The sequence below is a fragment of the Saccharothrix syringae genome (assembly GCF_009498035.1).
GTDB lineage: Bacteria > Actinomycetota > Actinomycetes > Mycobacteriales > Pseudonocardiaceae > Actinosynnema > Actinosynnema syringae.
Window position 1 is genome coordinate 2,163,207 of sequence record NZ_CP034550.1, and the last position, 16,226, is coordinate 2,179,432.

Below are 16,226 nucleotides of genomic sequence, written 5' to 3' on the forward strand. Positions count from 1 at the left end.
ACGCCTTGTCCCACCAGGGAGATCCGGTCGTGCGGACGCCCGCGGGCGCCGTGCGCGGGGTCCGTGACGCGGCCGGGGAGCTGTACCGCGCCATCCCGTACGCGCAGGCACCCGCCGGCGCCGGCAGGTTCCGCGAGCCCGCGCCCCACCCGGGGTGGTCCGGCGTCCGCGACGGCACCCGGCCGGGACCGACCGCGCCCCAGCCGACGCGCGACTTCGGCCGGCTCGACCTGACCCCCTTCTTCGGGCCAGGCTGGGTCCGCGGCACCGACCACCTCACCGTCGACGTCCGCACGCCCGCGGCCGACGGCGGGGAGCGCCCGGTGATGGTCTTCGTGCACGGCGGCGGTTTCGTCACCGGGTCCACCCGCGCGGCGCTCTACGACGGCCGCGCCTTCGCCCGGGACGGCGTCGTCCTCGTCACCGTCGGCTACCGGCTCGGCATCCCGGGGTTCCTGGCCCTGGACGGCGCGCCCGACAACCGCGGCCTGCTCGACGTGCTGGCGGCCCTGCGCTGGGTGCGCGACACGATCCCCCTGTTCGGCGGCGACCCCGGCGCGGTGACGGTGTTCGGCCAGTCGGCGGGCGCCACGCTCGTCGGCGCCCTCCTCGCCGACCCGCGGGCGAGGGGCCTGTTCCGCCGCGCGATCGTGCAGAGCGGCAGCGGCACCGGCGCGTTCACCCCGGAACAGGCACGGCGGGTCACCACCGCGGCCGCCACCGCCCTCAGTGTCGACGGCACCTCCGACGCGTTCGCGGACATCCCCGACGAGCGCTTCCTCGAAGTGCTGCCGGCACTGTCCGGTGTGGACCTGCGCACGGACACCGCCACCGACCCCCTGGTGGGCCTGAGCCCGTTCGGCCTCGTGCTGCCCGCACAACCGGCCGACTCCCTGGCCGCGGGCCCCGCCGCCGAGGTGGACCTGCTGATCGGCACCAACACCGAGGAGGGCAACCTCTACCTCGTCCCGCAGGGGGCGTTCGAGCGCTCCACCGACGCCGACGTGCTCGCCGTCGCCGCCGCGACCCACCCGGACCCGCACGCCGCCGTCGAAGCGCTCCGCGCGAGCCGCCCGGCGGCGACGGCCGGGGAGCTGCGCTCGGCACTGCTGGGGGAGGCCCTGTTCGGGGCCGGGTCGGCACGCCTGGCCGACGCCCACGCCCGCCTCGCGGACGGCCGGACGCACGTCTACTCGTTCGCCCACCGGTCGACCGCCCTGGGCGGCCGGCTCGGCGCCGCGCACACCGTCGAACTGCCGTTCGTGTTCGACCTGGCCGACGAACCGTCGCTGCACGGCGACACGGGCCTGCTCGGTCCCGACCCCGCGCCGGCGGGCCTGGCCGAACACGTGCACGGTGCCTGGATCGGGTTCGCGCGCACGGGCGAACCGGGGTGGGCGCCCCACCCGGAGGTGCACCGGTTCGGCTCGTGAACCGGGGTCACCCGGCAGGCGGCCGCCGGGGCGTCCGCAGCACCACCACCGTCGCGGTGAGCGAGGTTCCCAGCAGTACGGCCGCGCAGCCGGCGGCGACGGCGACCAGCGCGCCCCATGGCAGGTCGAGCGGGACGTCGAGCCCGGTCGCGCGCAGCGCCTGCCACAGGCCGCCGACCGCCAGCGCGGTGGCCGCCGCGCCGAGGACCAGCCCGGTGGCGGCGATGCCGACGGCCTCCCACAGCGCCACTCGCAGCACCTGACCCGGGCTCGCGCCCAGCACGCGCAGCCGGGCGAACTCGGCCGAGCGCCGCGCGAACGACATGACGACCGTGTTGGCGACCGCGAAGAGCGTGTAGAGCAGCGCGAACCAGGACAGCAGTTCGGCGCCGAGCCGCATCCCGTCCTCGCGACGCCCGGCCGAGGAGGCCAACCAGTCCTGTGTGGACACAACAGTGGCACCCGGCACGTCCGGCCGTCCGCCCCGCACGAGCAGCGCGGGCGGTGGCCCGCTCCCCGCGCCGACCAGGTCGGCGGGCAGCAGCACCGGCCCGGTCAGCGGCGGCCCCTCGTAGAGGGCGACCACGCGAACCCCCAGCCGGGTCCCGTCCGCCAGGGCCAGGTCCAGCACGCCACCCAGCGGCACGCCGAACGCCGCCGCCTGCCGGGCGGGCAGCGCGGCGGTGTCGCCGGTCAGGGCGTCCAGGTCGCCGGTCACCGCGCCGAGCCCCAGCACGTCGGCGAGGTGCTCCCGGGTGACGCCCAGCGCGGCCACCGACCGCGAGCCCCGGTTGACGAACGCGGTCACCGAGGAGTCGACGGCCGGCACCGAGCCGGGCACGGCCGCCGGGTCGAGGCGCGGGCCGGTGACCCGGTAGTCGGACGTGTGGAGCAGCGCCGCGTCCGCCCGGCTCGCCGCGCCCAGCAGGTCGGTGCCCGCGAGCAGCGAGCCGGTGATCCCGATGGTGGCCAGCACGGGCGCGGCGCACGAGGCGGTGCGGCGCACGGCGGTGCGCAGGTTCTGGCGGGCGACCAGGGCCGTCACCCCGGCGAACCGCTCCAGCGGCGCCACCGCCAGCGCGGTCGCCCCGGGCACCACGGCGGGGCCGATCAGCGCGAGCCCCACCACCAGCGGCTGCGCCACGAACAGCGCCAGCGGCAGGCGCCCTTCGACGGGGACCCGCGGCAGCAGTGCGAGCAGCCCGAGACCCGCGCCCAGCGCCAGCAGGCCCAGCACCCAGCGCCCGAGCGGTACCGGCCGGGTGTCCGCACCCGCTTCGCGGAACGCCTCGACCGGGCTGATCGCACCGGCCCGGCGCGCCGCCGGCCACGCGCCCAGCACCGCCACCACCAGGCCGAGCCCGAACGCCAGCAGCAGCGGCCCGGCCACCCCGGTCACCGGCAGCTCCACGCCGCCGGGCACCACGCCCCGCGCCTTCAGCACCGCCACCAGCACCGACCTCGCGGGCAGCCCGAGCACCGCGCCGACCAGCGCGGCCGCCGCGCCCAGCACCAGCGCCTCCGCCTGCACCACCCGGAACACCTGCCCCGGGTCCGCACCGGCCATGCGCAGCAGCGCGAACTCCTTGCGGCGCAACGACACCGTGAACCCGACCGTGCTCGCCACCACGAACACGGTGAGGAACGCGCCGAGCCCCGCGAACAGCGCCAGCAGGCTGCCCGCCTCGGACCACGCCGGGTCGTCCCCGGCGGCCGAGACCACCAGCCCCGCCGCCGACACCAGGGTCACGCCGAACACCAGGGTCAGGAACGCGCCCGCGAACGACACCCGGCGCTCGCGCAGCGACGCGAGGGCCACGAGCAGCACGTCACCCCACCTCCGACGCCGTCATCAGCTCCGCCACCGCGCGCGGGGTCGGCGCGTCGAGGTGCCCGGAGACCCGGCCGTCGGCCAGGAACGTCACCCGGTCGGCGAACGAGGCGGCCACCGGGTCGTGCGTCACCACCACCACGGTCTGCCCGCGCTCGTTGACCAGCGACCGCAGCAGCCCCAGCACCTGCCGACCGGTGGCGCTGTCCAGCGCGCCGGTCGGCTCGTCGGCGAACAGCACCTCGGGCGAGGTGGCCAGGGCGCGGGCGATCGCCACCCGCTGCCGCTGCCCGCCGGACAGCTCCCCGGGCCGGTGCCGCAACCGGTCGCCCAGGCCGACGTCGGCCAGCAGTCGGCGGACCGTGCCGGGGTCCACGCGCCGCCCGGCCAGCCGCGGTGGCAGCGACGCGTTCTGCTCGGCGGTGAGCGACGTCAGCAGGTTGGCGCCCTGGAAGACGAACCCGACGCGGCCCCGGCGCAGCCGGGTCAACTCGCGCTCGGACAAGCCGTCGATCCGCGTGCCACCCAGCCGGATTTCGCCGCCGGTCGGCCGGTCCAGCCCGGCCATGCACTGGAGCAGCGTGGTCTTGCCCGACCCGGACGGGCCCGTGATCGCGGTGAACGTGCCCCGGTGGAGCACCAGGTCGACCTCGTCCAGCGCGACCACGTGGTGGGGCGGGCGGCCGTGCACCTTGCTCAGGCGGGTCACCCGGATCGCCTCGGCGGATGTCATGGCCCCAGGCAACCGGTCCCGGCGCGGCATGTCACCAGTGCCCGGTCCACCGCGGGGGTAGAGCCCGCGCTACCCCCGGTCGGGTCAACCGCGCCCGGGGGCGGCCCGCTTGCCTAGGCTGGGGGAGTGGACACCTCGCGGCTGCTCGGGACGTCCCGACCGTGGCGGTCGCTCGCCTACCTGGCCTCCGGTGTGCCGGTGGGGTTGGCCTGCTTCGTGGTGATCGTCGTGCTGGCCGTGCCGGGCGTGCTGCTGCTGCCGGTGCTGCTGGGCGTGGCACCGCTGGCGGTGTTGGGGCAGTTGGGCATCCCGGTCGCGGTGCTGGAACGGGCCCGGTGCCGGTGGGTCGACCCGCGCCCCGCGCCCGGCCCGCACCCCGTGCTGCCGGACGTCGGGTGGTCCCGCCGGGCGAGGATCCGGTTGCGGGAGCCGGCCACGTGGCAGGAGTTCGCCTACGCGGTGCTCACGGCGACCCTGCTGTGGGTGGTCGACCTGGTGGTGGTGCTGGCGGCCGTCGTGGTGCCCGGGATCATGCTGCTCGCCCCCGTCCTCGTGCCGTCGCTGCCGCCGGAGGCGGTGCCGGCGGGCACCGCGATGGCGCGGGCCGGGCTGCTGTGGACCACGATCCCGCTCGGGCTGGTCGCGCTGGTGGCCGCCGCGTACCTGGTGACGCTGGTGGCGTGGGGCCGGTCCCGGCTGGCCCGCGCGCTGCTGGTGCCCGGGAAGGCCGCGCCCGCCGGGGAGCTGGTGGAGGTGCGGAGGTCGCGGGCGCGGGTGGTGGACCGGTACGAGGCGGAGCGGCGGCGCATCGAGCGGGACCTGCACGACGGGGCGCAGCAGCGGCTGACCTCGGTGACCATGCTGCTGGGGCTGGCGCGGGCGCAGCTCGACCCCGACCACCCGGCGGCCGAACCGGTGGCCCGCGCGCACACCGAGGTGACCAACGCGCTGGCCGAGCTGCGGGACCTGGTCAACGGCATCCACCCGAAGATCCTGGCCGACCGCGGGCTGGACGCGGCCCTGGGCGGGCTGGCCGACCGGTGCGCGGTGCCGGTGCGGGTGGACGCGGCGGTGGGGCGCAGGCTGCCCGACGCCGTGGAGAGCGCGGCCTACTACGTGGTCAGCGAGGCGCTGGCCAACGTGGTCAAGCACAGCGGAGCGCGGCGGGTGCGGGTCGGCGCGCGGTGCGAGGACGGGGTGCTGCGGGTGGAGGTGCGCGATGACGGGCGCGGTGGTGCGGACCCGGCGCGCGGGGCCGGGCTGACCGGGCTGGCCGACCGGGCGGCCGCGGTCGGCGGCACGGTGGCGCTGGCCAGCCCGCCCGGCGGGCCCACCGTGCTGCGGGTCGCCATCCCGGTCGAGCGGTCGTCGTGAGCGGGCTGCGGATCGCGGTCGCCGAGGACTCGGTGCTGCTGCGCGAAGGACTGGTGCGCATCCTGGAGTTCTTCGGGCACCGGGTGGTGGTGTCCGTCGGCACGGCCGTCGAGCTGGTCGCGGGCGTGCGCGGGACCGGGGTGGACCTGGTGGTGACCGACGTCCGGATGCCGCCGGGCCACGGCGACGAGGGCCTGCGGGCCGCGCTGGAGCTGCGCCGGGAACGCCCCGACCTGCCGGTGCTGGTGCTCAGCCAGTACGTCGAGCAGACCTACGCCGCCGAACTGCTCCGGTCCGACTCGGCGGGCGTCGGCTACCTGCTCAAGGACCGGGTGGGCGACCTGGAGGCGCTGGCGTCGGCGGTGCGGCAGGTCGCGGGCGGCGGCACGGTCGTCGACCCGCAGGTGGTGCGGCAACTGCTGGCGCGCAACCGGGAGCGCCCGGCGCTGGGCAGGCTCACCGCCCGCGAGGTCGAGGTGCTCGGCCTGATGGCGCAGGGCCACAGCAACACCGCGATCGCGCACGACCTCGCGGTGAGCGAGGCGGCGGTGGCCAAGCACATCGGCAACGTGTTCGCCAAGCTCGACCTGCCGGTCGCGCCGCAGACCCACCGCCGGGTGCTGGCGGTGCTGGCCTACCTGCGCGAGGCGCCCTGACCTCGGGTTTCCCGGCCGTGTCAGCGCCGTGTTCGTCCCGTGTGAGCGGCCCGTCCCAGCCTTCACGTGTCACAGCACCACGAACGACGGAGGCAGCAATGACCGGGACGGACGACGGCTGGGTGCGGAGCTGGGGCGCGTCGCCCCAGGCGGCCCACGACGGGCTCGGCTCGTTCGACGGCCACCCACCCCTCGCCGACGTGACCCTGCGCCAGGTGGTGCGGATCAGCGGTGGCGGGGGACGGGTGCGGGTGCGCTTCACCAACGAGTTCGGGACCACGCCCCTCACCATCGGCGCGGCGCGGGTGGGGCTGGCGGAGCCCGGCGGCGGGGTGCGGGCGGGCAGCGAGCGCGTGCTGACCTTCTCCGGCGCGCCGGGCGTCACGGTCCCGGCGGGCGCGCCGGTCCTCAGCGACCCGGTCGACCTGTGCCTGCCCGCCCTCGCCAAGCTGTCGATCAGCCTCCACGTGCCGGGGCGGGTGGAGACCTGCACCTGTCACGACCCCGCCCTGGAGACCGGCTGGGCGATCCCGGGTGACGCCGTCGCCGCCCCCGCCCTGCCGGGCGACGCCGTGCCCCTGCCGGTGCGGGCCCTGCTCTCCGCCGTCGAGCTGGTGCCCGACGTGCCGGCCAGGACCGTCGTCGTGGTCGGCGACTCCCGCGTCGACGGTGCCGGGTCGACCCCGGGCGCCAACCGCAGTTGGCCGGAGCTGCTGGCGGAGCGCGGTGTGGCCGTTCACGTCTCCAACCAGGGGATCAGCGGCAACCGGATGCTCAACAACGGCATCGGCCCCGCCGTCCTGGCCCGCTTCGACCGCGACGTGCTGGCGACGCCCGGTCTCGGCTACGTGGTGCTCTCCGTGGGCGGCAACGACATCGGCATCTCCTTCGCGCCGCGCGACGCCTCCCTGGCCGACTTCCTGGCGATGTTCCCCGGTGCGCCGGTGACGGTCGACGACGTCATCGCCGGCTACCGGCAGTTGGTCGGCCGTGCGCGCGAACGCGGCGTGAAGGTCTACGCCACCACGATCGCGCCTTACGGGGGTTCGGAGATCTACAGCCTGGAGGGCGAGAGCGCGCGTCGGGCGGTCAACGAGTGGATCCGCACCGGCGGTGCGTTCGACGCCGTGCTGGACTTCGACGCCGTCTGGCGCGACCCGGACCACCCGAGCCGGATCAGGGAGGACTTCCACGCCGGCGACCACCTGCACGGCAACGACGCGGGGTACCGGGCGCTGGCCGACTCGGTGGACCTGTCGCTGTTCGGCTGAACCGGCCGGGACCGGTCCGCCCGCCGGTGCCGCCTCCCGGGCGGGCGGTACCGGTACTACCGTGGTTCCCGGGTCGACGCGCGGGGGTGCTGCTGGATGTCCGATCAGGAGAACGGCGTGCGGGTCGAGCTGTTGGGGCCGGTGCGCCTGTGGGTCGGGTCGCGCGCGGTGGACCCGGGGGCGCCCCGGCCGCGCGCCGTGCTGGCCGTGCTGGCGTCGCACCCCGGCTCGGTGGTGCCGCGCGACGACCTGGTCGCGGCCGTGTGGGACGCGGGCGCGCCGGCCACCGCCGTCGGGAACCTGCACACCTACGTGTCGGCCCTGCGCAAGGCGCTGGAACCCGGGCGGGGACGGGGTGAGCCGTGGCGGCTGCTGACCTCCACCGGTGCCGGCTACCGGCTGCGGGTGGCGCCCGGCGCGGTGGACTCGGTGGAGTTCGCGCGGCTGGTGGAGCAGGCGCGGGGGCGGTTCGCCGAGGCCGACGTGCACGGCGCGTTCGCCTCGGCCGACGCCGCGCTGGCGCTGTGGCGCGGCGAGGTGATGCCCGGGTTGCCCGGTCCGTTCGTGACGGCGCAGCGGGCCAGGCTGGAGGAGCTGCGGACCGCCGTCGTCGAGCTGCGGGCCGAGGCCGGGCTCGCGGCGGGGCGCCACGCCGAGCTGGTGGACGGGCTGGCCGCGCTGGTCGCCGAGCACCCGCTGCGCGGGCGCCCGCGCGAGCTGCTGATGCGGGCCCTGCACGCGTGCGGGCGCGGTGCCGAGGCCGTGGACACCTACCGGGAGTTCCGGGCCGCCCTGGTGGACGCGCTGGGCATCGAGCCGGGGCCCGAGCTGCGCCGGCTGCACGACCGCATCCTCGCCGACGACCCCGCCCCGCTCATCTCGGCACCCGGCCCGGCCGCGCCGAGGAGCGGGGTGCCGAGGACGGCCGTGACGGGAGCGGGGGCGCCGAGAGCGGGGTTGTCGGTGGTCGGGTTGTCGCGAGCGGGCTTACCGGGGACCGCGGCGCCCCGAGTCGTGTCGCGGGCGGCCGCGGTGCCGGCCGCGCCGGTGCTCGCGGGTCGCGCGGCGGAGCTGGCGGTCGTCGAGGAGCTGGTCCGCGACCTCGGGTGGGGGCGCGGCGGGCGGCTGTGGGTCGAGGGCGAGCCGGGCATCGGCAAGTCCGCCCTGGTCGCCACGGTCCTGGACCGCGCGGCGCGGGCGGGCGCGCGGGTCGCCCACGGCGTCGCCGAGGAGCTGGGCAGGCGCTTCCCGCTCGGCCTGGCGCTGGACTGCCTGGACATCACCGGCCGGTCCACCGACGAGCGCGGCGCGGCGATCTGGCGCGCGCTGCGGGACGACCGGGCGGGCCAGTCGGTCCTGGTGTCGATCGACCCCGTCTTCAGCGTGATCGAGGACATGGTGGCCCTGGTCGCCGCCCGGTGCGCGGACGGACCGGTGGTGCTCGCGCTCGACGACCTCCAGTGGTCCGACGACGCGAGCGTCGTGCTGTGGCACCGCCTGCTGCGGCTGACCGAGCACCTGCCGCTGCTGCTGGTCGGCGCGACCCGGCCGCTGCCGAACCGGTCCGACCTGCGCAGGCTGCGCCGGGACGTCGACGCTTCCGGCGGCGCGCTGTTCGACCTGGCCCCGCTGGACGACCACGCCGTCGCCGCCGTCATCGGCGACGTGGTCGGCGCGCCGCCGGGTGCCGGGCTGCGCCGGGTCGCCGAGCGGGCGGCGGGCAACCCGCTGTACGTGCGGGAGATCGCCGACGCGCTGCTGCGCGACGGCGTGGTGCGCCTGGACGAGGGCGTGGCCGACGTGGCCGCGGACTCCCTCGACCGGGCGCCGCGGTCCCTGGTCTCCGCGGTCACCAGCCGGTTGGGGTACCTGACCGACGCCACCCGCGACGTGCTGCGCTGGGCGGCCCTGCTCGGCGGCGAGTTCACCGTGGGCGACGTGGCCGCCGTGCTGGGCAAGCCGGTCACCGACGTGGTCGAGCCGCTGGACGAGGCCATCGCGGCGGGCGTGCTGCGCGACGCCGGGCTGCGGCTGGCCTTCCGCCACCCGGTGATCCGGCAGGCGCTCTACGAGGGCACGCCGCTGGCGCTGCGGGTGGCGCTGCACCAGCAGGCGGCCCGGACCCTGGCGCGGTCCGGCGCGCCGGTCGAGCACGTCGCCGGCCAACTGCTGGCCGCGGACGGCGGGTCCGGCGCCTGGGTGGGCCGCTGGCTGGCGGGCGCGGTGCCGCTGCTGACCTACCGCGCGCCGCTGGTCGCGGTGGAGCTGCTGCGCCGCGCGGTCGAGCCGGGCGTGGACCTCGGGGACCCGGCGCGGGGCGCGGTGCTGACGGCCCAGCTGGCGAGCGTGCTGTTCCGCATCGGCCGCGACGCCGAGGCCGAGTCCTGCGCGCGGCGCGCCCTGCCGCTGCTGGCCGACCCGGACCTGGCCGCGCAGACCCGGTGGATCCTCGCCTACGTGCCCTACCGGGCCTCGCGCGCCGAGGAGGCGCTGGTCATCCTGGACGACGCGCTGGCCGACCCGGCCCTGCCGGAGGCGTGGCGGGCGCGGCTGGTGTCGCTGGTGGCGCTGGTGCAGCGGGCGGGCGTCGGCGAGGTCGAGCGCTCCGCGGCCAGCGCCCGCGAGGCGATCGCCCTGGGCGAGGCCGCGGGCGACCGGTTCGCCGTCGGCCAGGCGCTGGAGGTGCTGTGGCAGGTCGACGCGGTGCGGCGGGACTACGCCGGCGCGGTCGGCCACCTGGACCGCGCCCTGGACGTTGTGGGCGTCGACGTCGGCCTGACCGACCTGCGGCTGGTGCTGCTGGACAACCGGGCGTTCACCCTCCAGTGCCTCGACCGGCTCGACGACGCGACCGCCGACCTGCGCCTGGCCGCCGAGATCGCGGGCCAGGGCGCCCCGGCGGCGGGCGTGCAGGTGGCCGGCGCCGTGCACGACTTCTGGCTGGGGCGCTGGGACGACGCCACCGCGCGACTGTCCGCCGTGCTCGACGACGACCCCGCGTTCACCGGCTTCGGCCTGCGCGAGGGCGGCCCCGTCCTGCTGCTGCACGGCGTGGGCGCCCTCATCGCCGCGCACCGCGACGACCAGGCCGCCCTGGACCGGCACCTGGAGGCGGGCACGACCCTGCCGCTGGTCACCGCCGCCGACCGGGAGAACTGCGACTTCCTCATGGCCGCCCGCGCGGTGGCCTGCGCGCGGCGCGGTGACGTCGCCGAGGCGATGGCCGTGCTGCGCACCATCCTGGACGCCAGGTACGCGCAGATGATGCTGCGCCACCAGTGGCTGCCCGACCTGGTGCGGCTGGCGCTGGACCACGGCGACGACGCCACCGCGCGCGCCGCCACCGAGGCGTGCGAGGAGGAGGCCGCCGTGGAGACCCGCCCGGCACGGGCGGCGACCGCGGCCCTGCGCTGCCGGGCCCTGCTCGACGGCGACCCGGACGGCATGGCCGAGGTCGTGCGCCGCTACCGCGCGGTGGGGCGGCTGTTCGAGCTGGCGCAGTCCGTCGAGGACCACGCGGTGCTGCTCGGCCGGGCCGGTCGGGCCGAGGAGTCGGCGGACGTGCTGCGCGAGGCGGTCGCGCTGCACCTGCGGCTGGGCGCGCGGTGGGACGCCCGGTGCGCGGCCGAGCGGGTCCGGGGGCGCGGGCTCGGCGCCGGGGCCGGCCGCGCCCTGGAGCGCAGCAGGGCCCGCTGGTCGCCCAACCGCTCGTAGCCGTTGCGCGGACCTCCCCGCGGTCGACCCGGGCGGTGCGCGCCACCGCCGCGTCGACCGGGAGGCCGGCGACCGCCCGGACCCCGATCACGCCGAGCAGGTCCGCGGCTCGCGGCGTGGTCGGCGGTGGCCCCGGGCGGCTGATCCGTTTTGGCGTTCACCCCTCCGGGTAAGGATTCCGAGGCCGCTGTACCAAGTCGGCGTTCTGGCTCGCCGGCTGCGATACGACGGATGGAGAGACGGATGACCGAAGCGAACCGGCCGCCCCTGTCGATGGCCGAACTCGCCGCCGAGGGCGGCACGGCGTTGCCGGACAAGGAGGTCTACTCCCTGCTCGACCTCAACGTCGACCTGGACCTCGGGCTCGACCTGGCCGCCCCGATCGACCTCGCGCTGGCGGCGAACGCCAACGTGGCCGCGCCGATCGACGCCGCGGTCGGCGCGAACGTGCTGTCCGACGGCTCCACCGCGCAGGCGCTGTCCGACCAGGGCGTCCTGATCGACCAGGGCATCACCGGCGAGGCGATCGCGAACTCCACCCAGGACAGCACGATCGACCAGACCGAACCCGCGCCGCAGGTCCCCCCGGCCGGCAACGCGGGCCAGGTCGAGGCGCTGCCGGACGACACGGCCGCGGCGCTCGACGGCGGCCTGCTCAACATCGACGTGGACGTCGCGGCCGACCTGGACCTGGCGGCCCCGATCAACGGCGCGGTGGCGCTCAACGCGAACATCGCGGCACCCATCGACGCCGCCGTGGCCGCGAACATCGGCTCGATCGGCTCGGAGGCGACCGCGGTCGCCCAGCAGGACGCCATCATCAACCAGGACATCGACGCCATCGCCGAGGCCAACGCCGACCAGAGGTCCGACATCGCGCAGTGAAGGGGCCGTTGATGAGCGTCACCTCCGGTCCCGGCACGTCACCGGGGCGGGGCACCGCGGTGCCCCGCCCCGGCGGTGCGGACCCGACCACGCCGGACCCGACCACCGCGGACCCGGGCGGTGCCGACGTGCCGCACCTCGCCGACGGCGTGGAGCTGATCGGCGAGGTGCCGGGCTCCGGCCACCGGCGCCCCCCGGCGCTCGTCCGCCGCGGCGACGGGCAGGTCGTCCAGCTGACGCCGCTGCTGTACCGGGTCCTGGCCGCCGTCGACGGGCAGCGCGATTACGAGCGGATCGCCGCGGTGGTCGGTGCGTCGGTCGGGCGTCACGTGACGGCGTCCGACGTGCGCCTGCTCGTCGAGGACAAGCTCGCACCGCTCGGCCTGCTGCGCGGGGCCGACGGTGCGCAGCCCCGCGCCGCCAAGGCCGGGCCGCTGCTCGGGCTGCGACTGCGCTGCGTGGTGTCCCGCCCCGAGGTGACCCGCCGCGTCACCGCCCCGTTCGCCCGGCTGTTCCACCCGTTCGCGGTCGTCGCGTTCGTGCTCGCGTTCGCGGTCGTGTCGTTCCGGGTCCTGTTCGAGGTGGGTTTGGCGGGTGCGACGCGCCACGCCTTCGAGCGGCCGGAACTGCTGCTCCTCGTCTTCGCGGTGACAATCGTCTCCGCCGGCTTCCACGAGTTCGGGCACGCCGCCGCCGCGCGCTACGGCGGCGCGACGCCCGGCGCCATGGGTTTCGGCCTGTACCTGCTGTGGCCGGTGTTCTACACCGACGTCACCGACAGCTACCGGCTCGGCCGCGCCGGCAGGCTGCGCACCGACCTGGGCGGCCTGTACTTCAACGCGATCGTCGCGGTGGCGACCTACGGCGCCTGGTTGGCCTCCGGGTGGGACGCGCTGCTGCTGGTGGTCGCGACCCAGCTCGTGCAGATGGTCCGCCAGCTCACGCCGGTCGTCCGGTTCGACGGCTACCACGTGCTCGCCGACCTCACCGGGGTGCCCGACCTGTTCCGCCACGTCAAGCCCACGCTCGCGGGGCTGCTGCCGCACCGCTGGGGCTCGCCCGAGTCGAAGGTGCTCAAGCCGTGGGCGCGCGTGGTGGTGACCACCTGGGTGCTCCTCGTCGTCCCGCTCCTGGTGCTGTCCACGGCGCTGGTCGTGATCGCGCTGCCCCGGATCGTGGGCACGGCCTGGCACCAGGTGGCGGAGCGCTGGAGGTCGGCGGGCGCCGACCTCGGCGAGGGCGACCTCGCGTCCCTGCTGCTGCGGCTGCTCTCGATCGCGGCCATCACCCTGCCGCTGGTGGGCCTCGGCTACCTGCTGGTGCGGCTGGTCGGGCGCGCGGTCGCGCGCGTCCGGGGCGCGACCGGCGGCAAGCCCGCGCACCGGTTGGTCGCCGGCGTGGTCGCGGTCGCCGTCGTGCTCGGGCTGGCCTGGGCGTGGTGGCCCGAACCCGACCGGTACCGCCCGATCCGGCCCGGTGAGCGCGGCACCGTGGCCGACGTCGTGCGCAACGCCCGGAGCACGCCCCCGGTGGTCCCGGACGGCGTCGCGCAGGCCACGCCCGACGCCGCGGTCCGGACGGTGTGGCCCGCCGGGACGGCGTTGCCGACCCGGGACCGGCCCGCCCTGGCCATGGTGCTCGTGCCCGTGGAGCAGCCGGCCGGCACCGACGCGCCGACGTGGGTCTTCCCGTTCGACCGCCCCGAAGCGCCCGGGCCGGGCGACAACCAGGCGCTCGCCGTGAACACCACCGACGGCGGGGTGCGCTACGAGGTGTCGTTCGCGCTGGTCTGGGTCACCGACGGCGTCGTGGACAACCGGAACGAGGCGTACGCGCTGGCCAGTTGCCGGGGGTGCACGACCGTGGCGGTGGCGTTCCAGGTGGTGCTCGTCGTCGGTCGGGCGAACGTGGTGGTGCCGGAGAACGCGGCCGTCGCGGTCAACCACTCCTGCGTCGACTGCCTGACCTACGCGTTGGCCTCGCAGCTCGTGGTGAGCCTCCCGGACGGGTTGAGCGCGCGGGCGACCGCCGAACTGGCCGAGGTCTGGGCCCGCCTCGCCGACCTCGCCCGCAACCTCCGCGGCATGTCCGCCCAGCAGGTCCAGGCGGCGCTGGAGGGCGTCAAGTCCGACATCCTCGACGTGCTGGGCGAGGAGGGCGCGGCGATCGGGACCCCGACGCCGACCGGTGCGCCCGGCACGACCGCGACGAGCCCGCCGCAACCCCCGCAACCCCCGTCACCCGCGCCGACCGTCCCCGGTTCGACCACCGCCGGTTCGACCGCCCCCGCGCCCTCCGCGACGAGCACGGCGCCGACCACCGGGACGACCGCGCCCGACCCCACGACGTCCGCCCCGTCGCCGTCCGGCGGAACGACGGTGCCACCGCCGGAGTAGGTCTCCGGCGGTGGCACCCCGTCAGGAACGGGCCAGTCGGTAGCGGCGGGCCAGCGGGACCACGTTGAGCGCCAGGCCGACCACCGCGACCGCGGTGACCAGGTTGACGCCGGGGTGGAACTGGCCGAAGTCGGCGGCGTGCGGGGTGCCGGCCACCAGCGCGGTCACCCCGGCCAGCACGAGGGCGGCGCCCACCTGGCCCGAGGTCTGGACCAGCCCGGACGCCAGCCCCTGCTCGTGGTCGGCGATGCCGTCGGTCGCCTGCGCCATGATCGAGCTGAAGCCGAAGGCGAAGCCGCCGCCCAGCAGGATCATGGTGGGCAGCACCGAGACCGCGTAGTCGGGCGCGGTGCCGGCGGTGAGCAGGAACCACGCGTAGCCGAGGCTCAGGGAGACCATCGAGGTCAGGATGAGCGGCGCGGTGCCGTAGCGGTCGATGAGCCTGCCCACGAACGGGGAGCCGACGGCCACCAGGACGCCCGCGGGCAGCAGGGCCAGGGCCATCTGGAGCGGGGACCAGCGCAGGACGTCCTGCAGGTAGATCGTCATCATGAACTGGAAGCTCAGGTACGAGCCGAACAGCGCCACGAGGCTGAGGTTGGCCCGGACGACGCTGCCGACGCGCAGGATGCCCAGGCGGATGAGGGGGTGCCTGATCCTGCTCTCGGTGATGAAGAACGTCGTCAGCAGCGCGGCCGCCAGCAGGGCCGAGGCGATGGTGGTGAGGCTCAGCCAGCCCTGCTCGGGTGCCGCCACCACGGTGTAGACGGCCAGCAGCATGCCGCCGGTCAGGGTCGCCGCGCCGATGAGGTCGTGGCCGCCCTCCGCCTCCGGGCGGTCCCTCGGGATCAGGCGGTGGCCCACGGCCAGCGCCAGCAGCGCCAGCGGGACCGGGGTGAGGAACGTCCAGCGCCAGCCCGCCGTGGTGAGCAGGCCGCCCAGGATCAGGCCGGAGGAGTAGCCGCTCGCGCCGAACACGGTGAAGATCGACAGCGCCCGGTTGCGGGCCGGGCCCTCGGCGAAGGTCGTGGTGAGGATGGACATGGCCGTCGGCGCGGTGAAGGCCGCGGCCACGCCCTTGACGAAGCGCGTGACGATCAGCAGGGTGCCGTCGTCGACGAGGGCGCCGACCAGTGACGCGGCCGCGAAGACGGCCAGGGCCACCAGGAACACGCGCCGGCGGCCGAGCAGGTCCGCGGTGCGGCCGCCGAGGAGCAGCAGGCCGCCGTAGCCGAGGACGTAGCCGTTGACCAGCCACTGCAGGGACGTGGTCGTCATGCCGAGCTCGGCGCCGATGGAGGGCAGGGCGACGCCGACCATCGAGACGTCGAGGCCGTCGAGGAACAGGACCAGGCACAGCACCGCCAGCACGCCCCACAGGCGCGGCGACCAGCACTGCGCGGACGTCGGTGCGGGGACTGCGAGGTGATCGGTCGTGGACACGCCGGCGAAGCTACATGCGGCGGCATTTTATGCACAAGCATTAATCCCAGAAGCACTTAATGCTTTGACATATTTTGTCGACGCATGGTACGGTGCCCGGCATGTCCGCGGAGTCTCGCCTCGTCGACCGGTGGCGGGAGCTGTCGAGCTGCTACCACGACCTCGCCGGGCGCCTCGACCGCGCCCTGGAGGACGGGCACGGGGTGAGCCTCAACGAGTTCGAGACCCTGGACCGGCTGGCCGCCCACGACGGCGAGAGCTGCCGGATGCTCGACCTCGGCGGGGTCATCCACCTGAGCCAGAGCGCCCTGTCGCGCACCGTCGCCCGGCTGGAGCGCGACGGCCTGGTCGAGCGCGCGATGTGCGCCGAGGACCGGCGCGGCGTGTTCGTCCGGATCACCGAGCAGGGGCGCGCCCGGCACGCCGAGGCCCGCCGGACCCACCTCGCGATCCTCGCCGACTGCCTGGGGGCGCGCGGCTGACCGCGGCC

11 protein-coding genes are annotated in these 16,226 nt (G+C 76.3%); 8 read left to right on the forward strand and 3 right to left on the reverse strand.

Going from position 1 to position 16,226, the window contains the following annotated elements:
* The first annotated feature begins 5 nt into the window (after positions 1-5).
* Complete coding sequence (locus EKG83_RS10260) at positions 6-1,433, forward strand: carboxylesterase/lipase family protein (RefSeq protein WP_033435219.1); 1,428 nt, start codon at positions 6-8, stop codon at positions 1,431-1,433.
* A 7-nt stretch (positions 1,434-1,440) separates the two neighbouring features.
* Here the strand turns inward: EKG83_RS10260 and EKG83_RS10265 are convergent, their stop codons facing one another.
* Together EKG83_RS10265 and EKG83_RS10270 are read right to left on the reverse strand one after the other, a co-directional pair.
* Positions 1,441-3,261 carry an FtsX-like permease family protein gene (locus EKG83_RS10265; protein ID WP_033435172.1) on the reverse strand — a complete coding sequence of 607 codons (1,821 nt, stop codon included), beginning with the start codon at positions 3,259-3,261 and terminating at the stop codon, positions 1,441-1,443.
* Position 3,262: 1 nt separating this feature from the next.
* Positions 3,263-3,997, reverse strand: coding sequence for an ABC transporter ATP-binding protein (locus EKG83_RS10270; RefSeq protein ID WP_084717106.1), 735 nt, complete (start codon positions 3,995-3,997; stop codon positions 3,263-3,265).
* Between the two features lie 126 nt (positions 3,998-4,123).
* On the opposite strand from EKG83_RS10270, the gene EKG83_RS10275 reads away from it, so the two are divergent.
* The 6 genes from EKG83_RS10275 to EKG83_RS10300 all read left to right on the forward strand — a co-directional run bounded on the left by EKG83_RS10275 (position 4,124) and on the right by EKG83_RS10300 (position 14,293).
* Positions 4,124-5,371, forward strand: a complete 1,248-nt coding sequence (locus EKG83_RS10275) for a sensor histidine kinase (RefSeq protein ID WP_033435171.1) — start codon at positions 4,124-4,126, stop codon at positions 5,369-5,371.
* A 5-nt stretch (positions 5,372-5,376) separates the two neighbouring features.
* Complete coding sequence (locus EKG83_RS10280; RefSeq protein WP_051766919.1) at positions 5,377-6,027, forward strand: response regulator transcription factor; 651 nt, start codon at positions 5,377-5,379, stop codon at positions 6,025-6,027.
* Positions 6,028-6,125: 98 nt separating this feature from the next.
* Positions 6,126-7,298 carry an SGNH/GDSL hydrolase family protein gene (locus EKG83_RS10285; RefSeq protein WP_033435170.1) on the forward strand — a complete coding sequence of 391 codons (1,173 nt, stop codon included), beginning with the start codon at positions 6,126-6,128 and terminating at the stop codon, positions 7,296-7,298.
* 96 nt (positions 7,299-7,394) lie between these two features.
* Positions 7,395-11,012 (forward strand): BTAD domain-containing putative transcriptional regulator, encoded by a 3,618-nt coding sequence (locus tag EKG83_RS10290; protein ID WP_153277990.1) that lies wholly within the window; start codon positions 7,395-7,397, stop codon positions 11,010-11,012.
* 243 nt (positions 11,013-11,255) lie between these two features.
* Complete coding sequence (locus EKG83_RS10295) at positions 11,256-11,897, forward strand: hypothetical protein (RefSeq protein WP_033435169.1); 642 nt, start codon at positions 11,256-11,258, stop codon at positions 11,895-11,897.
* Between the two features lie 11 nt (positions 11,898-11,908).
* Positions 11,909-14,293 (forward strand): hypothetical protein, encoded by a 2,385-nt coding sequence (locus EKG83_RS10300; RefSeq protein WP_051766896.1) that lies wholly within the window; start codon positions 11,909-11,911, stop codon positions 14,291-14,293.
* 21 nt (positions 14,294-14,314) lie between these two features.
* Here the strand turns inward: EKG83_RS10300 and EKG83_RS10305 are convergent, their stop codons facing one another.
* Positions 14,315-15,736 carry an MFS transporter gene (locus EKG83_RS10305; protein ID WP_033435168.1) on the reverse strand — a complete coding sequence of 474 codons (1,422 nt, stop codon included), beginning with the start codon at positions 15,734-15,736 and terminating at the stop codon, positions 14,315-14,317.
* Between the two features lie 101 nt (positions 15,737-15,837).
* On the opposite strand from EKG83_RS10305, the gene EKG83_RS10310 reads away from it, so the two are divergent.
* Positions 15,838-16,218 carry a MarR family winged helix-turn-helix transcriptional regulator gene (locus EKG83_RS10310; protein WP_033435215.1) on the forward strand — a complete coding sequence of 127 codons (381 nt, stop codon included), beginning with the start codon at positions 15,838-15,840 and terminating at the stop codon, positions 16,216-16,218.
* Positions 16,219-16,226 lie beyond the last annotated feature (8 nt).